This window comes from Streptomyces vilmorinianum, assembly GCF_005517195.1.
Classification (GTDB): domain Bacteria; phylum Actinomycetota; class Actinomycetes; order Streptomycetales; family Streptomycetaceae; genus Streptomyces; species Streptomyces vilmorinianum.
The window spans coordinates 4,009,787-4,030,097 of sequence record NZ_CP040244.1; the positions used below are offsets into that span (position 1 = coordinate 4,009,787).

18 protein-coding genes are annotated in these 20,311 nt (G+C 73.3%); 7 read left to right on the forward strand and 11 right to left on the reverse strand.

The features are described from left to right. Window positions 1-76 precede the first annotated feature (76 nt). Together FDM97_RS18860 and FDM97_RS18865 are read right to left on the reverse strand one after the other, a co-directional pair. Window positions 77-1,507, reverse strand: a complete 1,431-nt coding sequence (locus FDM97_RS18860; protein ID WP_217510247.1) for an MFS transporter — start codon at window positions 1,505-1,507, stop codon at window positions 77-79. Further along, a complete protein-coding gene (locus FDM97_RS18865) occupies window positions 1,504-2,097 on the reverse strand; it encodes a TetR/AcrR family transcriptional regulator (RefSeq protein ID WP_137991564.1) in 594 nt (197 codons plus the stop codon). The genes FDM97_RS18860 and FDM97_RS18865 overlap by 4 nt, the downstream gene beginning before the upstream one ends. 299 nt (window positions 2,098-2,396) lie before the next feature. Here FDM97_RS18865 and FDM97_RS18870 point away from each other — a divergent pair, with 299 nt between their 5' ends. Beyond that, window positions 2,397-2,984, forward strand: coding sequence for a TMEM165/GDT1 family protein (locus FDM97_RS18870; protein ID WP_137991565.1), 588 nt, complete (start codon window positions 2,397-2,399; stop codon window positions 2,982-2,984). A 27-nt stretch (window positions 2,985-3,011) separates the two neighbouring features. Here the strand turns inward: FDM97_RS18870 and FDM97_RS36460 are convergent, their stop codons facing one another. Continuing rightward, entirely contained in the window at window positions 3,012-4,193 is a 1,182-nt protein-coding gene (locus FDM97_RS36460) for a DUF6924 domain-containing protein (RefSeq protein ID WP_137991566.1), read from the reverse strand. A 99-nt stretch (window positions 4,194-4,292) separates the two neighbouring features. On the opposite strand from FDM97_RS36460, the gene FDM97_RS18880 reads away from it, so the two are divergent. Further along, window positions 4,293-4,910 (forward strand): TetR/AcrR family transcriptional regulator, encoded by a 618-nt coding sequence (locus FDM97_RS18880; RefSeq protein ID WP_137991567.1) that lies wholly within the window; start codon window positions 4,293-4,295, stop codon window positions 4,908-4,910. Continuing rightward, window positions 4,894-6,549: an acyl-CoA dehydrogenase family protein gene (locus tag FDM97_RS18885; RefSeq protein ID WP_137991568.1), complete on the forward strand. Its 1,656-nt coding sequence runs from the start codon at window positions 4,894-4,896 to the stop codon at window positions 6,547-6,549. The genes FDM97_RS18880 and FDM97_RS18885 overlap by 17 nt, the downstream gene beginning before the upstream one ends. Window positions 6,550-6,666: 117 nt before the next feature. Here FDM97_RS18885 and FDM97_RS18890 read toward each other — a convergent pair whose 3' ends face one another. Further along, window positions 6,667-7,008, reverse strand: a complete 342-nt coding sequence (locus FDM97_RS18890) for a DUF5713 family protein (RefSeq protein ID WP_137991569.1) — start codon at window positions 7,006-7,008, stop codon at window positions 6,667-6,669. Window positions 7,009-7,090: 82 nt separating this feature from the next. On the opposite strand from FDM97_RS18890, the gene FDM97_RS18895 reads away from it, so the two are divergent. Next, complete coding sequence (locus FDM97_RS18895) at window positions 7,091-8,386, forward strand: M20 metallopeptidase family protein (RefSeq protein WP_254705664.1); 1,296 nt, start codon at window positions 7,091-7,093, stop codon at window positions 8,384-8,386. Here the strand turns inward: FDM97_RS18895 and FDM97_RS18900 are convergent. Both FDM97_RS18900 and FDM97_RS18905 read right to left on the reverse strand, forming a co-directional pair. After that, window positions 8,383-9,258 (reverse strand): DMT family transporter, encoded by an 876-nt coding sequence (locus FDM97_RS18900; protein ID WP_137991571.1) that lies wholly within the window; start codon window positions 9,256-9,258, stop codon window positions 8,383-8,385. The two genes, FDM97_RS18895 and FDM97_RS18900, sit on opposite strands and share 4 nt — an antisense overlap. Window positions 9,259-9,322: 64 nt before the next feature. Beyond that, entirely contained in the window at window positions 9,323-10,213 is an 891-nt protein-coding gene (locus tag FDM97_RS18905; protein WP_137991572.1) for a LysR family transcriptional regulator, read from the reverse strand. 88 nt (window positions 10,214-10,301) lie between these two features. Between FDM97_RS18905 and FDM97_RS18910 the strand changes: the two genes are divergently transcribed. After that, on the forward strand, window positions 10,302-11,906 hold the full coding sequence (locus tag FDM97_RS18910) for an MFS transporter (RefSeq protein WP_254705665.1): 1,605 nt from the start codon (window positions 10,302-10,304) through the stop codon (window positions 11,904-11,906). Between the two features lie 3 nt (window positions 11,907-11,909). Here the strand turns inward: FDM97_RS18910 and FDM97_RS18915 are convergent, their stop codons facing one another. Next, a complete protein-coding gene (locus tag FDM97_RS18915; protein WP_137991573.1) occupies window positions 11,910-12,419 on the reverse strand; it encodes a tetratricopeptide repeat protein in 510 nt (169 codons plus the stop codon). A 170-nt stretch (window positions 12,420-12,589) separates the two neighbouring features. Between FDM97_RS18915 and FDM97_RS18920 the strand changes: the two genes are divergently transcribed. Together FDM97_RS18920 and FDM97_RS18925 are read left to right on the forward strand one after the other, a co-directional pair. After that, a complete protein-coding gene (locus FDM97_RS18920) occupies window positions 12,590-14,224 on the forward strand; it encodes an extracellular catalytic domain type 2 short-chain-length polyhydroxyalkanoate depolymerase (protein ID WP_137991574.1) in 1,635 nt (544 codons plus the stop codon). Window positions 14,225-14,512: 288 nt separating this feature from the next. Then, a complete protein-coding gene (locus FDM97_RS18925) occupies window positions 14,513-17,011 on the forward strand; it encodes an ATP-dependent Clp protease ATP-binding subunit (protein WP_137991575.1) in 2,499 nt (832 codons plus the stop codon). 169 nt (window positions 17,012-17,180) lie between these two features. On the opposite strand, the gene FDM97_RS18930 is transcribed toward FDM97_RS18925, so the two are convergent. From FDM97_RS18930 to FDM97_RS18945, 4 genes are all read right to left on the reverse strand, one after another. Next, entirely contained in the window at window positions 17,181-17,564 is a 384-nt protein-coding gene (locus tag FDM97_RS18930) for a CU044_2847 family protein (protein WP_137991576.1), read from the reverse strand. A 19-nt stretch (window positions 17,565-17,583) separates the two neighbouring features. Next, window positions 17,584-18,933 (reverse strand): L,D-transpeptidase, encoded by a 1,350-nt coding sequence (locus tag FDM97_RS18935; RefSeq protein ID WP_137991577.1) that lies wholly within the window; start codon window positions 18,931-18,933, stop codon window positions 17,584-17,586. Window positions 18,934-19,106: 173 nt separating this feature from the next. Next, complete coding sequence (locus FDM97_RS18940) at window positions 19,107-19,670, reverse strand: MBL fold metallo-hydrolase (RefSeq protein WP_137991578.1); 564 nt, start codon at window positions 19,668-19,670, stop codon at window positions 19,107-19,109. A gap of 119 nt (window positions 19,671-19,789) precedes the next feature. Further along, window positions 19,790-20,275, reverse strand: a complete 486-nt coding sequence (locus FDM97_RS18945) for an SRPBCC family protein (RefSeq protein WP_137991579.1) — start codon at window positions 20,273-20,275, stop codon at window positions 19,790-19,792. Between the last annotated feature and the right edge of the window lie 36 nt (window positions 20,276-20,311).

The window sequence follows — 20,311 nt, forward strand, 5'->3', positions numbered from 1 at the left end:
CAGCCGGGGCGCCGGGGCCCCGGTGCCGCTTCCTGGCGTGTCCGAGCGCGTCCGGGGTCGGATGCGCCGCGCCCGGTCAGGTACGGGACGCGATCCGGGGCCGCTCCGAGTCCCTCGTGGGTGCGGTGCGCTCGCGCCCGGGCAGTCCGAGTGCGGCCGCGGCACCGAGCGCCGCGACGGTGGCCAGGACCAGGAGGGTGGTCTCCATGGCGGGGACGAAGGCCCCGGGCGCGCCGGGCGTCGTCGCGTCGAGCGTCATGAGGAGCGTCGCCGTGGCGACGCCGAGCGCGGGACCGATGTTCATCGCGGTCTGCTGGAGCCCGCCGGCGACCCCGGCCTCGGAGGCGGCGGCCCGGTGCACGACGACGGCGGTGGCGGTCACCATGACCGTACTGAATCCGGCGCCCACGAGGACGAAGCAGCCGCCGGTCGTCACCGCCGTCGCCGACGTGTCGAGCCGGGAGAGGAGCAGGACGCCGAGGGCGAGCACGGCCCCTCCCGAGAGCGTCGTGCGCCGGGGGCCGAACCGGCGTTGCAGCAGGGCGGCGGCGGGCGCGCCGAGCACCATCAGGACGGCCAGCGGCAGCACCCACAGGGCGCTCGACAGCGGGTCGAGTCCGCGCACGTCCTGGAGGAAGTAGGTCGTCACGAAGAGGGTGCCGAAGAGGGCGGCCGAGGCGGCAAGGAGTGCGGCGAGGCCCGCCATGAGGGGCCGGGACCGCAGGACGGCCGGCGGCAGGAGCGGATGGGCCGTGCGCCGCTCGTGGAGGGCGAAGGCCGCTCCGGCGGCGACGCAGGTGCCGAGGGAGAGGGTGGTCGCGGTGGTCCAGCCGGACGCGGGCGCCCCGACGAGCACCTGGACCAGGCAGGCCAGCGTCACGGCGAGGAGGCAGGCGCCGGGCAGATCGAGTGACGCACGGGTGACGGCGGGCGAGGGGGCGGCCGCCGTCGCGGTCGGCGCGGGGACGGCGAGAGCCAGGAGGCCGATGGCGAGGGCCGGGACCACGGTGAGGGCGAAGACCGACCGCCAGCCGTGCGCGGTGACCAGCGCGCCGCCGACGAGGGGTCCCGCCGCGGCCGCGAGGCCGATCGCGCTGGTGCGCAGGGCGATCGGCATGGCCAGCCGGTCGGGCGGGAAGGCGGCGCGCAGCATGCCCAGCGTGGCCGGCTGCAGGAGCGCCCCGCAGGCCCCCTGGAGGACGCGCAGTCCGATCACCCAGCCGATGTCCGGCGCGAGCGCGATACCGGCCGAGGCGGCGGCGAAGCCGAGCGCGCCGAGGGCGAAGATCCGCCGGTGGCCGTAGCGGTCGCCCAGCCGGCCCGCGAAGACGAGCAGGCTCGCGACGGCGACGAGATAGCCGGTGCTGGTCCACTGCACCTGGCCGAAGTCCGCGTCCAGGTCGTGCCGGAGGGCGGGCTGGGCGATGGTGAGGACGGTGCCGTCGAGGGCCACGACGGCGGCGCCGACGACACTGCAGGCGAGGGTGAGATGCCGTTGCCGTATCACCGCTCACGCCCCGCCGGGCCGAGGTGGGCGTCGAGGGCCGCCCGCAGCAGGGGCTCGACGTCGTCGGTGCCGGCGGCCAGCTGGAGGCTCCCCCAGCCCCAGAGCTGGGCGATGCCGTGCAGATTCGCCCAGAGCGCGGCCGCGACGGCCGTCGGCTCGGGCCCGGCCCCCGGGCGGACCCGGGCGACGAGGCGGGCGAGGAGACCGAACAGGGGCAGGCTGGTCTCGCGCAGCCCGAGCCGCCCGCTTTCGAGCAGGTCGTGACGGAACATCAGCTCGTACATGCCGCGGCGGGTCAGCGCGAAGTCGAGGTACACGCGGGCGAGGGCGTCGAGTTCGGCGCGGGGGCCGTCGGATGGCACCGCGAGCGCGGTGGTGACGCGGTCCGTGAGCTCGGCGAAGCCCTCGCGGGCGATGGCCGACAGCAGGTCGAGATGGGTCGGGAAGTACCGGCGGGGCGCCCCGTGGGAGACCCCGGCGCGCCGGGCGATCTCGCGCAGGGACAGCGCCTGCGCTCCTTCCGCGTGCACCAGTTCGACCCCGGCGTCGATCAGCCGGCCGCGCAGTCCGGCCTCGGTCTCTTCAGTCATGGACACTGTCTACCAGGTCGCCGTAGACAGTGTCTACGCGTGCTCGACCGAGCCCTGGGCTAGACTTCTCGCCAGCGAAGGGGAGTAGCCCTGCGAACCGGTCGTCGACACACTGGAGCCCTCGGGTTCCCGGTGGCCGGGTCCACGCGGAAGCGCGGACGGGCGAGACCTTCGGCCAGGCATTCGCCATGTCCGCATCCTGTGGGCGTGGTCCGTCATGCCGGGCCGAGTGGTTCTTCCCGTCGCCCACCGTGGTGCCGTGCGGATCCCGGGCCCGGACCGAGCAGAGAGCCCCCGGTATGCACCTCGACCCCTTGGCGATCCTCACCGCCTTCGGGCTGATCTTCCTCGCCGAGCTTCCCGACAAGACGATGTTCGCGTCCCTCGCCATGGGTACGCGCATGCGTCCGCTCTACGTCTGGTTCGGCACCTCCACCGCGTTCATCGTGCACGTCGCCCTCGCCGTGGGCGCCGGCAGCCTCATCGGCCTGCTGCCCGACTGGATCGTCAAGCTGATCTCGGCCCTGCTGTTCGGCTTCGGCGCCTTCATGCTGCTGCGTGGCGGAGGCGACGACGACGGGGAGGACGAGGCGGGCGGGAAGACCGTGACCGGCTTCTGGCCGGTCTGGTCGACCGCGTTCATGGCCGTCTTCATCAGCGAGTGGGGCGATCTGACCCAGATCACCACGGCCAACCTCGCCGCCACCAACGGCACCTGGTCGACGGCCATCGGCTCCGCCGCGGCCCTGATGAGCGTCTCGGCCCTCGCCCTGATCGCGGGCCGTTTCATCGCCAAGCGCGTGCCGCTGAAGACGGTCCAGCGCGTCGGCGGCCTGTGCATGGCGGGGCTGGCGATCTGGTCGCTCACCGAGATCTTCGTGGGCTGACACCCGGCGGCGCGCGACCGTACCCGTCTAGAAGGTGCGGAAGACCCCTTCGGGGTCGTCGTGCGCCGCCGCCGCATACTCCTCGAACCCCATGTTGCCGATCGACAGGTTGGCGTGGATGTCGTGGACTCCCGCCGGGACCGTACGGAAGCGGTCGCCGAACTCGGTGAGCTGCGCGTAGTCCTCGTCGTCCACGCACTCCGCCCGCGTCAGAAGGGTCACCGCGAGCAGCGCGTGGTGAGCGGAGGTCATCGTCATCCGGTCGGCGAGGAACACCACGCTCAGCTCTTCGTCACCCGCGAGCGCCGTCGTCACCTCGCCCACGCCCGCCCCGGCCCAGGCCGGGTCGTCGACGACGTACGCGGAGAGGTCCGGGTCCTCGGCGAGGGCAGCCCGCACCGCCTGCCAGGCGTTGTCGTCCGCGTAGTCGGTACGGATGACGAGGGCGTCGAACTCCGCACGGCCGGTCACGGGCGGGCGGCGGCGCGGGGCCAGGACGCGCGGGCGGGCGAAGTCGGTGTTGTCGACCAGGACGTCCATCCTCGGCAAGGGGTCGACCTCGTCGAGGTAGATCCGCCGCGCCACCCCGTACCGGTCACGGTGGATCGCCTCCGCGTCCGAGCCCGCCCAGTTCCGGTCCCGCTCCGCGCCGCGCCGTACCGAGAGCTCGGCGTCCACGTCGAGCCAGACGCGGTAGTCCCAGTAGCCGTCGATCTCGGGCCGGAAGGCGAAGACCCCGTCCACGACGAGCACGGCGTCCGGGGCGAGCGGGGTCCGCCGTGCGGAGTGGTCGAGCTGGGTGAGCGGGTCGATGCCGCACAGGGCGCACGAGTCCGTCTCCGGCGACCGGACGGGGTCCAGGAGGAGACGCCTGACGAGTCCGTAGTCGTACGCGTTGCGGTAGTAGCCCTCGCCGGACTCCCGGTCGTAGAGGTGCCGGTCCTTCCAGGGCTTCTTGAAGTCGTCGAGCGTCGCGCGGAGCGCCGGGCGCCCCGCGTGCGCGATCCGTTCGGCCAGCTCGTGCCCGAAGCTCGTCTTGCCGGCCGCGGTCGGTCCGTCGATCCCGACGATCAGGCGCCCGGGGCCACGGGCCAGGACCGCCCTCGCGATCTCCTCGACCAGGACGGTGCGTTCGGGGGACGCCGCGGGAGGGACCGGCTGCCGCCAGGTCGAGGGCGAGTGGTGGACATCGGCTCGCTGCGCAGTCATGGGCCCGAACCTACCGACCGGGCCCGCGCGGCGGGACTGCCGGGTGGCACCCCTGTGCCGGGCCTTGATGAAGGAGTGAATCACTGCTTCACTTCTTCCATGCCCTACCGACGCACACCCGCGGTCCAGGCCCGTCTCGACGCACAGCGCGCCACCGTCGTCGACGCGGCCATCGGGCTGCTCGCCGAGCACGGCTACGCCGGCTGCACGATCGCCGCCGTCGCCGCGCGGGCCGGGATCGCCACCGGCAGCGTCTACCGTCACTTCTCCAGCAAGGCCGAGCTGGCCGTCGAGCTGTTTCGCACCGTGGTCTCCCGCGAGGTGGCCGCCGTGTCCGAGGCGGCGCGCCGTCCCGAGCACACGCGGGCGGCCGAGCGCGTCGTCGCGGTCATCGAGACCTTCGCGCACCGCGCCCTGAAGTCGCCGCGTCTCGCGTACGCCCTGCTCGCCGAGCCCGTCGACCCGGCCGTGGACGCCGAACGGCTGGTCTTCCGGCGTACGTTCCGCGATGTGTTCGCCGAGCGGATCGCGGAGGGCGTCCGGACCGGCGAACTCCCGCCCCAGAACGCGTCGCTGACGGCCTCCGCGCTCGTCGGGGCGGGGGCGGAGGCGCTCGTCGGGCCGCTGGCGGAGGGGTCGGTGGGGCCCGAGACCGTACCCGCCCTGGTCACCTTCACCCTGAGAGCCCTGGGAGTTCCCGATGCCGAGCACGCATGAGGTCACCAACCAAGTCCCGCCGCTGACCGGTTACGACGTGTCGGCCGACCCGGCCCTCCTGGAGGGGCTGCGCCGCGAGGGCGCGGGCTGGGCCGAGGCGGACGTGCGCGAACTGGGTGTCATGGCCGGCGGTGAGCAGGCCCAGGAGTGGGGGCGCTCGGCGGAGCGGAACTCCCCCGTGCTGCACACGCACGACCGGTACGGGCACCGCGTCGACGAGGTCGAGTTCCACCCGTACTGGCACGAGCTGATGGCCGTCGCCGTGCGGCACGGTCTGCACGCGGCGCCCTGGCGCGACGCGCGACCGGGCGCCCATGTGGCCCGCGCCGCGAAGGTGTTCGTGTGGGGCCAGGCCGACGCGGGGCATCTGTGCCCCATCTCGATGACGTACGCGGCGGTGCCCGCCCTGCGCGCCGAGCCGGCGCTCGCCGAGGTGTACGAGCCGCTGCTGACCTCCCCCTCCTACGACTTCGGGCTGCGCGAGCCCACGTCGAAGCGCGGGATCATCGCCGGGATGTCGATGACCGAGAAGCAGGGCGGCTCGGACGCGCGCGCCAACACGACGCGGGCCGTGCCGACCGGTGAGGACGGCTTCTACGCGCTGACGGGCCACAAGTGGTTCACCTCGGCGCCGATGTCGGACGTGTTCCTGACGCTGGCGCAGGCGCCGGGAGGGCTGTCCTGCTTCCTCGTGCCACGTGTGCTGCCCGACGGAACGCGCAACGCGATCCGTCTGCAGCGGCTGAAGGACAAGCTCGGCAACCGCTCCAACGCCTCGTCCGAGATCGAGTACGAGGGCGCCCTCGGCCGTCTGGTGGGCGAGGAGGGCCGGGGGGTGGCCACCATCATCCGGATGGTGAACATGACCCGGCTGGACTGCGCGATCAGCTCGGCGTCCGGGATGCGTCAGGGGCTCGTGCAGGCCGTCCACCACGCCACGCACCGCAGCGCGTTCGGGGCGCGGCTCGTCGACCAGCCGCTGATGGCCAACGTCCTCGCCGACCTGGCGGTGGAGGCGGAGGCGGCGACGATCGCCGCGCTGCGGCTCGCCGGTGCGGTGGACCGGGCGGCGGCGGGCGACACGGACGAGGAGCTGCTTCGCCGGATCGGCCTCGCGGTCACCAAGTACTGGGTGTGCAAGAGGGCTCCCGCGCACGCGGCGGAGGCGCTGGAGTGCCTGGGCGGCAACGGGTACGTCGAGGACTCGGGACTCCCCCGGCTCTACCGCGAGTCCCCGCTGCCCTCCATCTGGGAGGGGTCGGGCAACGTGGCCGCGCTCGACGTGCTGCGGGCGATGGGCCGCCAGCCCCAGGCGGTCGAGGCGTTCTTCGCGGAGGTCGACCGCGCGGCGGGCGCCGACCGGCGCCTGGACGCGGCCGCGGCCCGGCTGCGCAAGGACCTGGGCGATCTGGGCGACCTCGCCGCCGTCGAGTACCGCGCGCGGCGGCTGGTCGAGCACATGGCGCTGGTCCTCCAGGGCTCGCTGCTCGTCCGGCACGGCCATCCGGCGGTGGCGGACGCCTTCTGCGCCTCGCGCCTGGACGGCGACTGGGGTGTCGCCTTCGGCACCCTGCCGCCCGGCCTGGACACGGCGGCGATCATCGCCCGTGGCACGCCGGGCGCGGCCCCGGCGGCCTGAGCCGTACGACACCGCGGCACGCGTGGACCGGGGCGATGTCCTGGTCCGCGCCGAGCCCCGCCCCGTGCCCCGCGCCGTGGCCTGTCGGGTGACCCGTCGGGCCATGGCCGCATGCCGTCACCAGTCCCGGGCGGCGACCAGCTCCTCCGCGTCGGCGTCCGCGAACCCGTAGGCCGTGGCGACGAACCAGAAGTTCTCGGCGATCTCCTCGCGGGCGATGGTCTCGATCTCGCTCCCGGCCTCCTCGAAGTCCGCCTCCAGCGCGTTGAACTCCTCGGTGGCCACCTCCGTGAGCGCGTACAGCGCCGTCAGATCGGCCGGCTGCTCGGCCTCGATCCGCTCGCAGAGCCTCTGCAGGATCGCCTTGCCCTTGTCGACGACGCTGTCCGGGTAGTACCCGTCCTCGTACAGTGCGCGCAGAAACCCGTACTCCGCCACCTGCTGGTTCGTGATGGACATGCGATCCCCTCACCACTCGGTCACCGTGGTGTCCATCGTTCACCACGCCACTGACAACCGCTCGCAGGACGAGGAGAGGCCCTTGAGCACCGATCCGATCGACGATCCGATCCACGCGGAACTGGACCGGCGTGCCGGGGAGGCGGCCGAGCGGGTCGTCACCTGGCGGCGGCATCTGCACCGGCACCCCGAGCTGTCCAACCGGGAGGTGGCGACCGCCCGCCTGGTCGCGGACCATCTGCGGTCCCTGGAGCTGGACGAGGTGCGGACCAAAATCGCCGGGCACGGTGTCGTCGGTGTGCTGCGGGGCGACGCCCCGGGCGAGCGGGTGGCGGCGCTGCGGGCGGACACGGACGCGCTGCCCGTCGAGGACCTGTGCGGCACGGACTTCGCCTCGCGGGCCGTGGACGCGGACTATCCCGGCGGCCCGTTCCCGGTCTCGCACGCCTGCGGTCACGACTGCCACACCGCCATGCTCATGGGCGCCGCGACCGTCCTCGCCGGGGTGCGCGAACGGCTCCCGGGGACGGTGCTGTTCGTCTTCCAGCCCGCCGAGGAGGGGCCGCCGGTCACCGAGACGGGCGGGGCGCGGGCGATGCTCGCCGAGGGCGCGTTCGACGATCCGGTGCCGACGATGGCGTTCGGGATGCATGTCACGCCGTTCCCCCAGGGGTACGTGGGGTACCGGGTGGGCAACCAGTACGGCGCCTCCACGCTGGTGAAGATCGTGGTGACGGGCAAGCAGGTCCACGGCTCCACGCCCTGGCAGGGCATCGACCCGATGCCGGCGGTGGGCGCGGTCCTGACCGGGATCGGGCAGCTCTACCGGCAGGTCTCCGCCTTCGACCCGATCACGGTCTCCATCGGCCACGTCGAGGACGTCGGGCGCTTCAACATCATCGGACAGACCGTCACCCTGTGGGGCACGGTCCGCTGCGCGGTCGAGTCGGACATGGCCGAGGTCCAGCGGCGGCTGACCACGCTCGCCGAGCACACGGCGGCGGCGTACAACGCCACGGCCACGGTCGCGTACCTGCAGCCCGTCCCGCCCGTGCACAACAGCGCGGAGTGGGTCGCGGCCGCTCTGCCGACGATCCGCCGAGTCGTGGGCGAGGAGCGGACGGTGCGGACCGGCGCGACGCTCGGGTACGACGACGTCTCCGAGTTCGTGAACCGTTTCGGCGGCCTGTACGTGATGCTCGGCGTCCAGGACGCCGCGCTGGACGCGGACGGTCACCCGGTCCCGCTGCCCGGCGGACGTGGCCTGGTCTCCAACCACAACCCGCACTTCTACGCCGACGACGACACCCTCGTCACCGGCGTCCGGCTGCACGCGCACATGGCGTACGACCATCTCGCGGGCGCGGCGGCGCCTTAGGCAGGCCGCTTCCGCAGGGCCCCCAGGTACACCCCGATCAGGATCAGCGGGGTGCCGAGCAGCAGGGAGGCCGTGAGGGGTTCGTCGTCCAGCCACGCCGACAGCACGATCGTGACGACCGGGACGATGACGAAGACGTACGCCGCCCTCGACGCGTCCCAGCGCTGGACCACGAACAGGTAGAGGACGAAGGTGAGCACGGAGCCGGCCACCACCAGGTAGACCAGCGCCCACCAGGTCGCGGCGCGGTCCGGCAGCCGCCAGGTGTCACCGGCCGCGAGCGAGCCCGCGAACAGCAGGACGGAGGCCGCCGTCATGCCCACCGCGTTCATCGTCACCGGATGCACCTTCGGCAGCCGCCGCACCAGGACGATCGCCTGCGCGAACGCCAGCATGCTGCCCAGGATCGCCAGGAAGGACAGCAGGGGCACGCCGCCCTCCAGCGGGGCGCGTGAGATGAGGGCGACCCCGGCCGTGGCGAACACCGTGCCGACGGCCGCCATCAGCCGGAACCGTTCGAGCCCCTGTGCCACCGCGAGCAGGAGGGTCGCCAGCGGGACCAGGGAGAGGATGGTCTGGCCGAGTCCGGCGTGGATGCGGACCAGCGCGTAGTACGCGAGCGAGAAGGTCACACCGAAGTTGAGGACGCCGAAGAGGATCGACCCGGCGAGCGCCTTGCCGCGCGGGAACTCCATCCCGCGGACGGCCATGATGGCGAGGAGCAGCAGGGAGGCGGCGCCGAACCGCAGGGCCGCGCCCCACAGCGGATCGAGTTCACGGTTGCTGAATCGGACGCCGACCGCGTTTCCGCCCGCGAGGACCGCGGCGGCCAGGAACGCGGCGAGCGTCACGCGGTCTGCGGCACGCTGCACCGGTTCACCGTAGCCGCGGCGGTCGCCCGGCCCGCTCGGGACACACCCGTCGTGCCGGTGCGGCTCAGCTCTGTGCGACCACCGCGACGAAGGCTCTGGTCAGGGCGTTCTCGGCGGCCGCCGGCCAGACCAGGCCGTACTCGACGGGCGGTGCGTCGCGCACCGGTACATAGGCGATGCCGGGGCGCGGGTGGTACTGGGCGCCGCGGGCGGCGCCCAGGGAGACACCGCTGCCCGCGCTCACATGGGAGAGGACCTCCTGCCATGAGGCGGCCACCGGCCCGCGGGGGATGACGGCGCCGGCCGGGGTGCGCCGGGGGTAGTGGGTGTCCAGCCAGTAGCCGGGGTTGGCGCCCGCCGCGGTGATCAGCGGGAGGCCGGCGAGGTCGGCGAGGTCTTCGAGCCCGACGGACTTCCGGCGGGCCAGGGGATGGGCGGCGGGTACGAGGAGGACCCGGGGCTCCGTGGTGAGCACGGGACCGGAGGTGAGCCCGGGTTCGCGGACCGGGAAGGCGGTGAGCTGGAGGTCGAGTTCGCCGTCGTGGAGGGGCCGGAAGCCGCCGTCGAGGGGTACTTCCCGCACCTGGATCTCGCAGCCGGGGTGGCGGGCGAGGAAGGCGTCGGCGGCCGCGGTGAGCAGCTCGCCGTTCCAGGGGGCGGCGAAGCCGGCCCGGAGCGTGCCGTGCACGCCCCGGCCCGCGGCGGTCGCCCGCTCCAGGGCGGCGAGGATCTGCCGGTGGGCGGGGCGGAGGTCGTCGCGGAGGCGGCTGCCGACGGGGGTGAGGCGGACGCTGCGGCTGGTGCGCTCGAACAGGGGCGTACCGACGCGGCGCTCCAGCTTCTTGACAGTCTGGCTGATGCGGCCGGTGGAGACGCCCAGGCGTTCGGCCGTGCGGCCGAAGTGGAGTTCCTCGGCGAGCGTCAGGAACGCCTCCAGTTCATGCCGTTCGAGCACGACACGCCCCCCATCGTTGAGTTCCGCTAAACGCCGCTTGCATTGTTGCACCTTGATCGGCCGGGGCGGCGGACAGGAGCCTTGGTCCATGGATCTCCCGACCGCCATCGCGCCGCGGGGCGCGGCCCGTCCGCGAACCCGCCCCGTCGCCCACCCCAACGTCCTGGTCATGGCGGTGGCGGGGGCAGTGACCGTCGCCAACATCTACTTCCCACAGCCGCTGCTCGACGCCATCGCGCAGGGGCTGCGCGTGTCCCAGCACACCGCGGGACTCGTCGCCTCCGCCGCCCAGATCGGCTACGCGCTCGGCATCCTGCTCCTCGTCCCGCTCGCCGACACCGCCCGGCTGCGCCGCCTCACCGCCCTCCTGCTCGCGCTCACCAGCGGCGGGCTGCTGATCGCCGCGGCGGCGCCGAACGTCCTCACCCTCACGCTCGCGACGCTCGCCGTCTCCACGACCACGGTCCTCCCCCAGATCCTCACCCCGGTGGCGGCGGCGCTCGCGGGGCCGGAGCGGCGCGGCCGGGCCGTCGGGCTCATCGGCCTCGGCCTGACGCTCGGCTCGACCCTCTCCCGTACCGTCTCGGGCGCGGTCTCGGACGTCGGCGGAGGCTGGCGCACCGCCTACCTGCTGGCCGCGGCGGCGACGGCCGCCCTCCTCTTCGTCGTGCCGCGCGCCCTGCCCGAGCGCGCGGGACCGGCCGCCCGGGAGCGGCTGCCGTATCCGCGGCTCCTGGCGAGCCTGCCCCGGCTGTTCGCCGAGCACCGGGAGGTACGGATCTCGGCGCTGAGCGGAGCCGCGGTCTTCGCCGCGTTCAGTGTCTTCTGGGCGACCCTCGCCTTCCATCTGGCGGCCCCTCCGCTGGGCTTCGGGCCGGGGGTGGCGGGGCTCTTCGGGCTGCTGAGCCTGCCAGGGGCGCTGCTCTCGGCGTACGCGGGACGGCTCACCGACCGCCATGGCGCGCGGGTGGTCAACGCCGGGGCGCTGGTGTGCACGGCCGCCGCCGTGGCCGTCGTCGGATTCGGGGCACACTCCCCCGTGGCGCTGGTGATCGGCGCCAACCTGCTGGTCCTGGGCACCAGCGCCGCCCAGGTGGCCAACCAGGCGCGGATCTTCGGTCTGGGTCCGCGGATCGCGGCCCGCGTCAACACCGTCTTCATGCTGTTCTCGTTCGGCGGCGGCGCGCTGGGCTCGCTCACGGCGGCATGGCTGTACGGGGCGTACGGCTGGACGGCGACGACCCTGGCCTCGGCGGGGTTCACCGTCCTGGCCGCGCTGGTGGTCGCGGCCACGCGGCGCGGCGCCCCGAGTTGCGTACCGCGCGACACGCGCAAGGCTGGAACTCACCACCCGCGCAGCCCGCAGGGAGAGACGATGCCGGACCTCGCAGCCCTCGCCGACGAACACCTTGCCGAGGCGCGTACCGCCCCGCACGGCCGGAGCGCCCATGTGGTGGTCCATGACGGCGTGCTCCGGCAGAGCGTGATCGCGCTGGTGTCCGGCACGGCCCTGGACGAGCACAACGCTCCGCCGGCCGCGAGTCTGCAGGTGCTGCGGGGGCGGGTGAAGCTGACGGCGGCCGGGTGGTCCGAGGAGCTGTCGGCGGGCGCGCTGCAGATGATCCCCAAGGAGCGGCACGGGCTCGCCGCCCTGGAGGACGCGGTCGTCCTGCTGACCGCCGTCAACGACTGAGGCTCACACCGTCTCGTCCAGATCCTCGGCGTAGTGCTCGATGGCGCGCCGGTACCGCCGTACGGACGGGTCGTCGCTGGTGGCCGCGAGCAGGCGCAGCAGCAGGCGTGCGGACTCGTGGTGCTCGCCGGTGTTGAACAGGGCCATCGCCAGGAACGTCCGCAGCGCCCCGTCCTCGGGGAACTCCTCGGCCGCGCCGCGCAGGGTGGTGACGGCCTCCTCGTAGCGGCCGAGGATGCGCAGCGTGCTGCCGAGGCCAAGGAGTGCTCCCTTGCGGTCCTCCGGGGAGAGCCCGTCGCCGGCCGCCGCGTCCAGCGCGCGCCCGTAGAAGGGGACGGCCTCCGCCTCCAGGCCGAGGACGTCGTGGGCCCAGGCGGTCTGGTAGGCCACCTCCGCGTCGTCGGGGTACCGCGCGGCGAGCTCCACCAGGCGGGCCCGCGCCTCCTCCTGACGGCCCCGCTCCCGCAGGCCGACCGCCTCGGCCAGCAGGCCGTCTCGTACGTCGTCGTTCATGCGGGGCATCGTCGCAGGTCGCCGTGGAGCGTGGTGCGGCGGCTGCCAGATGACGGAACGCCATACCGCGCCCCGGTGGTTGTGGCGGCCGGGCCCATAGGTGACCCGTGCGGCCCGCCCCTAATCTCCCGGCCATCACCCCGACATGAACGAGCCGCCCGGGAGATTCCATGCGTCCATTCCACCGTCTCCGTTCACTCCGCCCACTCCGCCCACTCCGCCCGCGCGGGCCGCGCCGGCTCACAGCGCTGCTGCTGTTCGCCGCCGCGGCCCTGTTCCCCGCCGCGTCGCCCGCGGCGGCCGCCGCGCCCACGCCCGTACCCGGCCAACTGCAGCCGTACAACGTAGAAGCCGTCTACAGCTCCGGCATATCGTCGGGCGGCTACATGGCCACCCAGCTCCATGTGGCGTACTCCGGTACGTTCAGCGGCTCCGCGGCCTTCGCCTCGGGCCCGTACGGCTGCGCCCAGAACACGCTCTCCACCGCCCTCAACGCGTGCATGAACACCACGCAGGACCTCCAGCTCGCGAAGCTGGAGCAGACCACGCGGGACTGGTCGGCCCAGGGGCTCGTCGACCCCGTCGCCCACCTCTCGGGCGACCCGGTCTACGTCTTCAGCGGGTCGGGCGACACGACGGTGAAGCGGCCGGTGGCCGACGCGCTGGCCGACTACTACGGCCGGTTCGGCGCGCGGGTCCAGTACAACCGCACCACGGCTGCGGGCCATGCCTGGATCAGCCCGCTCGGCCCCAACTCCTGTACGGTCACGCAGAGTCCGTGGATCAACAACTGCGGCATCGACGCCGAGCGTGAGCTGCTCGGCCACCTGCTCGGCTCCGTCGCGGCCCCGAGCGGCTCCCCCGGCGGCACGCTGATCCAGTTCGACCAGAACGCGTACGCGCCCGGTGGCGCGGCGGCGCCGCTGTCCCTCGACGACAAGGGCTTCGTGTATGTGCCCGCGTCCTGCGCGCAGGGCGCGTCCTGCACGCTGATGGTGGCGCTGCACGGCTGCAAGCAGGGCCACGGATACCAGGGCTTCGGGACCCAGTTCGTCGACAAGGCGTATCTCAACGAATACGCCGACACCAACGACATGATCGTGCTGTACCCGCAGGCCGTCGCGACGGCCACCCTGGAGAACCCCAACGGCTGCTGGAACTGGTGGGGTTACCTCGGGGACTCGGCCCACGCCCGGCACGGCGGCAAGCAGATCGAGGCGGTCATGGGGATGGTCCGGGCGCTGCGCGGGTCCGCTCCGCCGCCGGTGACCGACCGGGTGACGCTCTCCAGCGTGGACGCGCAGGACGGCTATGTGAAGGCCGCGGCCGACGGATCGGGCGCGGCGGTGGGCACGCTGGAGGACACCTACGGTCTCGCGCTGGGCCGGGGCACCGACTCCAAGGTGAACCGGACGCTGCTCTCGTTCGACACCTCGCGGATCCCGGCGGGCAAGGAGATCACCCGCGCCTATCTGACGGTGAACCGCAGCAGCGGTTCGGGCGATCCGTGGTCGTCCCCCGCGGGCAACCGGCTCGTCGTGGACGTCACCACGGGCTGCGTGGGCGCGTGCGCCGTCGAGGCCTCGGACTGGTCGGCGGCGGCCACGGTGGCGGGCGGGGCGCAGATCGCCTCGTTCTCCTCGGGCAGCGCCTCCTCCACGGATCTGTCCGCGCAGGCGCTCGGCGCCCTGAACCGCGGCGGCACCACACAGATGCGGCTGCGCTTCGAGGCGGCCCCGGCCTCGACCGCGTATCTCTTCGTCAACAAGGACACTCCGGTGACGCTGACGGTCGAGTACCGCTGACCGCTCACCGCCGGCGCGCCGGTGTGCCGGCCGGGTCCATGGCAGAAGGGGACCTCGGGAGGCTGTGAGGGCCCGGAGCGGGTCGGCCGCCGCCGTGCGGTCACCCGTTCGGAGGGCGGTACGGGAGGGACCTGACGCGCGAGGCGAACCGCCGAGCACCGCACGGGGGAGCGGGGAACGCCGGCCGCCGCCACGGTCCGTGGCCGCGCGCCGCCGAGTGGGGGACGACGGCAGCTGGTGCAGTGGAGGGAGAACTGCCCGGACGTCGACGCACCTGGACGGCACCACATGACCATGTCCCCCCTCGGTTCCTTCGGTGGACCGGACCCGTTCAACGAGCTCCTCAACCGCTTCTTCGGCATGTCCCCCGGCGCCTCTCCCCCGGCCGTCCAGCGGGTGCCGATCGGCCGGCTGCTCACCGACTCGGCGCGGGAACTGATCGGGCGGGCGACCGCCCGGGCCACCGAGGACGGCAGCGCGGACCTGGACACCGAGCATCTGCTCTGGGCGTGCACGCAGGCGGAACCGGCGCGGAGCCTGCTCGCGCGGGCGGGCGCCGACCCCGACGAGCTGGGCAAGGCGGTCGCGGACGTGCTGCCCGGCGCGAGCGGCGTCCCGTCGGCGAAGCCCGGACTCACCCCGGCGGCCAAGCGCGTCCTGCTGCGCGCGTACGAGCGCTCGCAGGAGTCCGGTGTCTCCTACATCGGACCGGAGCACATCCTCGGCGCCCTGCTCGACGACCCCCGTGCGGCGGCGGCGAAGCTGCTGAGCGCGTACGGGACGGATGTCGGCGGTCTGCGCTCGACCGCCGACCGGGCCGCACGGGCGGAGGGCGCGCCCGCGGCCCGGCCGGAGAGCACGACGCCCACACTCGACGAGTACGGCCGGGATCTGACGGAGGAGGCACGGGCCGGGAAGCTCGACCCGGTGGTCGGACGGGCCGAGGAGATCGAGCAGACCGTCGAGATCCTCTCCCGCCGGTCGAAGAACAACCCGGTCCTCATCGGTGAGCCGGGCGTGGGCAAGACCGCGATCGTGGAGGGGCTCGCCCAGCGGATCGTGGCGGGCGAGGTGCCGAAGACGCTGGAGGGCAAGCGGGTCGTCGCGCTCGACCTCTCCGGGCTCGTCGCCGGCGCCCAGTATCGCGGCCAGTTCGAGGAGCGGCTGAAGAACGTCATCGACGAGGTGAAGGCGGACGCGGACGCGACGGTGCTGTTCATCGACGAGCTGCACACCGTGGTGGGGGCGGGCGCGGCGGGCGAGGGCGCGATGGACGCCGGCAACATGCTCAAGCCGGCACTGGCCCGCGGCGAGCTGCATGTCGTGGGCGCGACCACGATCGACGAGTACCGGCGGTACGTGGAGAAGGACGCCGCGCTGGAGCGGCGCTTCCAGCCCGTGTTGATCCCCGAGCCCTCGGTGGAGGAGACGATCCAGATCCTGGAGGGGCTGCGGGACTCCTACGAGGCCCACCACCAGGTCCGCTACAGCGACGCGGCGCTCGTGGCGGCCGCCGAGCTCTCCGACCGCTATGTCTCCGACCGGTTCCTGCCCGACAAGGCCATCGACCTGATCGACCAGACGGGCGCCCGGGTGCGGCTGCGCTCCCTGGGCAGGTCGAGCGAGGTGGCCGGCCGTGAGGACCGGCTCGCGAAGCTGGGGCGTGAGAAGGACGAGGCCGTCGCGGCCGAGGACTTCGAGAAGGCGAACGAGCTCAAGCAGGAGATCGCCCGTGTGGAGGCCGAGCCGGCCGGCGTCGAGGAGCGGCGCGAGGGCGTGATGGAGGTGACGCTCGACGACATCGCGGAGGTGCTGTCCCGGCGTACGGGCATCCCCGTGGCGCAGATGACGCAGAGCGAGAAGGAGAAGCTGCTCAAGCTGGAGGACGCCCTGCACAGCCGGGTGGTGGGCCAGGACGAGGCGGTCACCGCCATCGCCCAGGCCGTGCGCCGCAACCGGGCGGGCATGGGTGACCCGCACCGTCCGGTGGGCTCCTTCCTCTTCCTCGGCCCGACGGGTGTCGGCAAGACGGAACTGGCCAAGGCGCTGGCGGAGTTGCTGTTCGGCGACGAGAGCCGCATGGTCCGCTTCGACATGAGCGAGTTCCAGGAGAAGCACACGGTCTCCCGGCTCGTCGGCGCCCCGCCCGGATACGTCGGACACGAGGAGGCGGGCCAGCTGACCGAGAGGGTGCGCCGGCAGCCGTACAGCGTCCTGCTCTTCGACGAGGTGGAGAAGGCGCACCCCGATGTCTTCAACACCCTGCTCCAGGTGCTGGACGACGGCCGGCTCACGGACTCCCAGGGGCGGACGGTCGACTTCCGCAACTGTGTGGTCATCATGACGTCGAACATCGGCGCCCAGCGGATCCTGGCCCATCACGGGGACGTCTCCGAGATCCGGGACGATCTGATGCGGGACCTGCGCGGCCACTTCGCGCCCGAGTTCCTCAACCGTATCGACGAGACGATCATTTTCCACGGTCTCGACGAGGACGATCTGGGCCGGATCCTCGATCTGCTGTTGCGTCGGAGCGAGCGCCGGGTGCGTTCCCAGGGGCTGGAGCTCCGGGTGACCGACGCGGCGAAGAAGCTGCTCGTCGCGCACGGGCATCAGCCGGAGTTCGGCGCCCGGCCGCTGCGCCGCACCATCCAGGCCGAGCTGGACAACCGGATCGCGGACCTGCTCCTGGGCGGTGAGGCCGACCCCGGCGACACGATCGTGGCGGACATCGAGAACGACGCCCTGGTGTGCCGGGTGACGCGGCCCCAGGCGGCCGCGGCGTGACCGACCGGCCCCGCGGGGGCCGGAACCCCGCGGGGCCTGGAAGGTGACCGGGCGGCTCTCACTCGCTGCGCGGCGCCTCCGAGATCGTCAGACGCGCCGCCCGGCGGGCCGGGACGAGACGGGTCTGGTCACGCCGGGCGGGTCCGGGGAGGGCTGACGGGCCGGACGGTCACGGGGACTTCGTCCATTCGAGGGTCACCCGCAGGTTGGCGCTGCTGCTGCCCCTGACGATGAGCGCGGTCAGCCCGCCCGCGTCCAGGCCGAGTTCGCAGCCGAACTCCACGGTCGCCCGGTCGGGGGCCGCCTGGTGCAGCGCGTGGCTGAGCTGGCCGGCGAAGGAGGACAGGGCGCTGGTGACCCCGGACAGATCCGGGAGGCGGTCGCCCAGGCCCTCGAGCTCACTGGCGGGGGCGAGTCTCTCCGCCTCCACGTAGAGCACGGCGCCTTCGATCTCGACCCTGGTGACGTCCCGCATCACGGCTCCTCCGGGGTGGGTGGCGAGCAGAGCGCCAGTATCATCGAGGGCTACGACGACGGCCCCCTGAGCGGTCATTCGGCCCAGCGCCGCGTGGTCACAGGTCGGGCCGCAGGGCGCCCGAGGCGCGGCCGGGGCGGCCCGCCTCGGTCCCGAAGGCGCTGCCCTGCTGCCACCGCGACCAGGTCAGGTTCCAGTCGCCGTAGCCGTTGCCGAAGGGGGTCATCGGCGCGCCGTATCCGTTGATCACCTCGACGAGGTCTCCCTCGCGGACGGTACGGAAGAGCCAGGCGGCGTCCTCGGTGCTCATGCCGGTGCAGCCGTGGCTGACGTTCTCGCTGCCCTGCGCGTCCGTCGACCAGGGGGCGGCGTGCAGATATTCGCCGCTCCAGGTGACGCGGGTCGCCCAGCGGACCTTGAGGTCGTAGTAGTCGCGGCTGCGGCGGGGGATGCCGATGGAGTCGCCGCGCATGCGGACCGTCGGCTCCTTGCCCAGCACGACCTTGATGCCGCCGCGCGTCCGGAAGCCGGCCTTGCCCGTGGTCACGGGGATGGTGCGGAGGATCCGGCCGTCGCGCTTGACGGTCATCCGCAGGGTGGCCACATCGGTGACGGCCTCGACGCGGTCGCCGGTGGTGAAGGTCAGCGGGTTCGACGGGCCGCCGTGGAGCCGGTCGGTGACGCGGACTCCGTCGAGGCCGCTGCGGACCCGGACGGTGGTGTGGGCGGGCCAGTAGGCACGGGGCCGGTAGTGGAGCGTGGTGGGGCGGACCCAGTGCCAGGCTCCCACGACGCGCGGTTCGGACCGGACGTCGAGGGCGCGTTCGACGACTCTGCGGGCCTCGGGGTCGGCCGCCGGCACCGGGTGGCTCAGTTCGGCGGTGACCGGCTGCCCGACGCCGTACGTCCGTCCGGACGACGGGCCGAACGCGACGCTGAGCCGTTCCCCCTCCGGTGCCATGCCGGTACGGAACTCCAGGCGGGCGGCGCGCCGCGCGTGCCCTCCCGGGCGCGCCCGCTCGACGGTGAGGTGTGCGGTGTAGTGGCCGTCGGCGAGGAGCGGGGCCGTGCTGGTCCAGCGGGTTCCGTCCGCGCTCGGGCGCCCGGCGACTCGGCGCCCGCGCCGGTCGGTCACGGTGACGTCGGTCAGCCGGCCCGGTGTCCTGAGCGCGATGGCGATCGGTCCGGGGGCGCGTGTGGCGTCGAGCGCGAACGGCCGTCCCGTCAGGGCCGGTCCGCCGGACAGCACCACGGTGTGCCGGGCCGTCGCGCACAGGCCCCCGGCCGACGCGCAGCCGCTCAGCGACACGATCGCCTCGTCCACGGCCTGCGCGGCGGCCTGCCCGGGCCGCGGGGAGGCCGGGGGCTGCGCGGCCGTGGTGACGAGTACGGCTCCGGCGGCCAGGGTCAGCACGCCCCACCCTTTGAGGTTCCTGCGTGACGCCATGTGAGTCGCCCTCCCCTGCTGGTCCGTTCCGGTCCGGAGCATCAAAACGGATCAAGAGAAGAAATGATGATCACGTGGCCGGGCGTGGCGCGGGAGAGGGCCCGGAGACGACTCGAACGCACCAATCCGGGGGCACGCGCTCGCGCTCCCGGTCGGAGCGAGGACGGGCGGGGTCAGCGCGGGGTGTCGGCCGTGGGCGCGAAGGCCTCGCCGTGGCCGGGGACGATCAGGGCCGGCGAGAGATCGAGGATCGTCCGCCGCGAGGCGTGCAGGGCGGCCGGGTCGGTCGCGTAGGGGTCCTCGACGGGGCCGTCGGCGGACCACCACAGATGGGTGAGCACGACCAGGCCGTCCGCGGTGTCGGCGAGGGTGCTGATGTCCTCCGGGGTGTGCCCGGGCGTGGCCGCGAGCCGGATGGACGGCGAGATCACGAAGCCGTCGGCCGGGCGGTCGGTCCAGAGGTCGTCCTCGTAGATGGCCCAGTGGTCGTGGTAGCGGGCGGCCGGGAAGAGGGCGGCGTTCAGGGTGTGGTCGGGGTGGTGGTGACTGAACACCACGTCGGTGACCTGCTCGGGCGCCACCCCGGCGTCGGCGAGCGGCCCGAGGATCAGCTTGCGGTCGGCGACCATGCCCGGGTCGACGACGACCACGGTGTCCCCGTCACGGAGAAGACTGACGGTGGACGCGGTGCGCGGGCCGACGTATCCCGCGGTCAGAATGGTCAAGATGGCGGTCATGGGCGCACGTTAGCGCGGCGCGGCGGACGGGACGGACCCTTTCCAGCCAGACAGCTGTGCGATTTCTGGCCACTGTCCCGCCGCCCGGAGCCGCGTCGCCCCGCCGGGAGGGCCCGCGCTCAGCGCGGCGGCTCCGGCAGCTCCTCGCCGGTCTCCAGGAGGGACTTGAGGCTGGAGAGCAGCGCCGGCCAGCCTTCGCCGATCATCTCGCGCATCATGCCGTCGGGCTCCAGGTCGTCGTGCACGAGGGTGAGCTTGACCATGTCCCCGGCCGGCTCGATCGTGAACGTCGCCTTCGAGCGGCGCTCCTTCGCGAGCTTCACGTACACCTCGTCGCCGATGCCGACCGCCTCGGCCCACTCCGGCGTGAAGGTGTGCCAGGTGTACGAGAGCCGCCGCCCCGGCTCGGCCGCGAGGACCACCTGCTCGGGGTCGCGCGTCGTGCGGCCACCCTCCTCCCAGACCATCGGCGCTCCCGCGGTCCACGTCGACTCGAAGGCCACGCCCCAGTAGCGCCGGGTGAAGCCCGGGTCGGTCAGCGCCTGCCAGACCTCGTCGGGGGTGGTGCGGATATAGGTGGTGTAGACGAACGCCGTGGTGTCCATCGGATTCTGCTCCCATCCTGGCTCCGGGCCGACAGG

Coding starts and splice junctions, on each gene's coding strand:
- FDM97_RS18865 (WP_137991564.1), bottom strand. CDS start 2,097: ATGACTGAAGAGACCGAGGCCGGACTGCGCGGCCGGCTGATCGACGCC.
- FDM97_RS18870 (WP_137991565.1), top strand. CDS start 2,397: ATGCACCTCGACCCCTTGGCGATCCTCACCGCCTTCGGGCTGATCTTC.
- FDM97_RS36460 (WP_137991566.1), bottom strand. CDS start 4,193: ATGACTGCGCAGCGAGCCGATGTCCACCACTCGCCCTCGACCTGGCGG.
- FDM97_RS18880 (WP_137991567.1), top strand. CDS start 4,293: ATGCCCTACCGACGCACACCCGCGGTCCAGGCCCGTCTCGACGCACAG.
- FDM97_RS18885 (WP_137991568.1), top strand. CDS start 4,894: ATGCCGAGCACGCATGAGGTCACCAACCAAGTCCCGCCGCTGACCGGT.
- FDM97_RS18890 (WP_137991569.1), bottom strand. CDS start 7,008: ATGTCCATCACGAACCAGCAGGTGGCGGAGTACGGGTTTCTGCGCGCA.
- FDM97_RS18910 (WP_254705665.1), top strand. CDS start 10,302: ATGGATCTCCCGACCGCCATCGCGCCGCGGGGCGCGGCCCGTCCGCGA.
- FDM97_RS18915 (WP_137991573.1), bottom strand. CDS start 12,419: ATGAACGACGACGTACGAGACGGCCTGCTGGCCGAGGCGGTCGGCCTG.
- FDM97_RS18920 (WP_137991574.1), top strand. CDS start 12,590: ATGCGTCCATTCCACCGTCTCCGTTCACTCCGCCCACTCCGCCCACTC.
- FDM97_RS18925 (WP_137991575.1), top strand. CDS start 14,513: ATGACCATGTCCCCCCTCGGTTCCTTCGGTGGACCGGACCCGTTCAAC.
- FDM97_RS18930 (WP_137991576.1), bottom strand. CDS start 17,564: ATGACCGCTCAGGGGGCCGTCGTCGTAGCCCTCGATGATACTGGCGCT.
- FDM97_RS18935 (WP_137991577.1), bottom strand. CDS start 18,933: ATGGCGTCACGCAGGAACCTCAAAGGGTGGGGCGTGCTGACCCTGGCC.
- FDM97_RS18940 (WP_137991578.1), bottom strand. CDS start 19,670: ATGACCGCCATCTTGACCATTCTGACCGCGGGATACGTCGGCCCGCGC.
- FDM97_RS18945 (WP_137991579.1), bottom strand. CDS start 20,275: ATGGACACCACGGCGTTCGTCTACACCACCTATATCCGCACCACCCCC.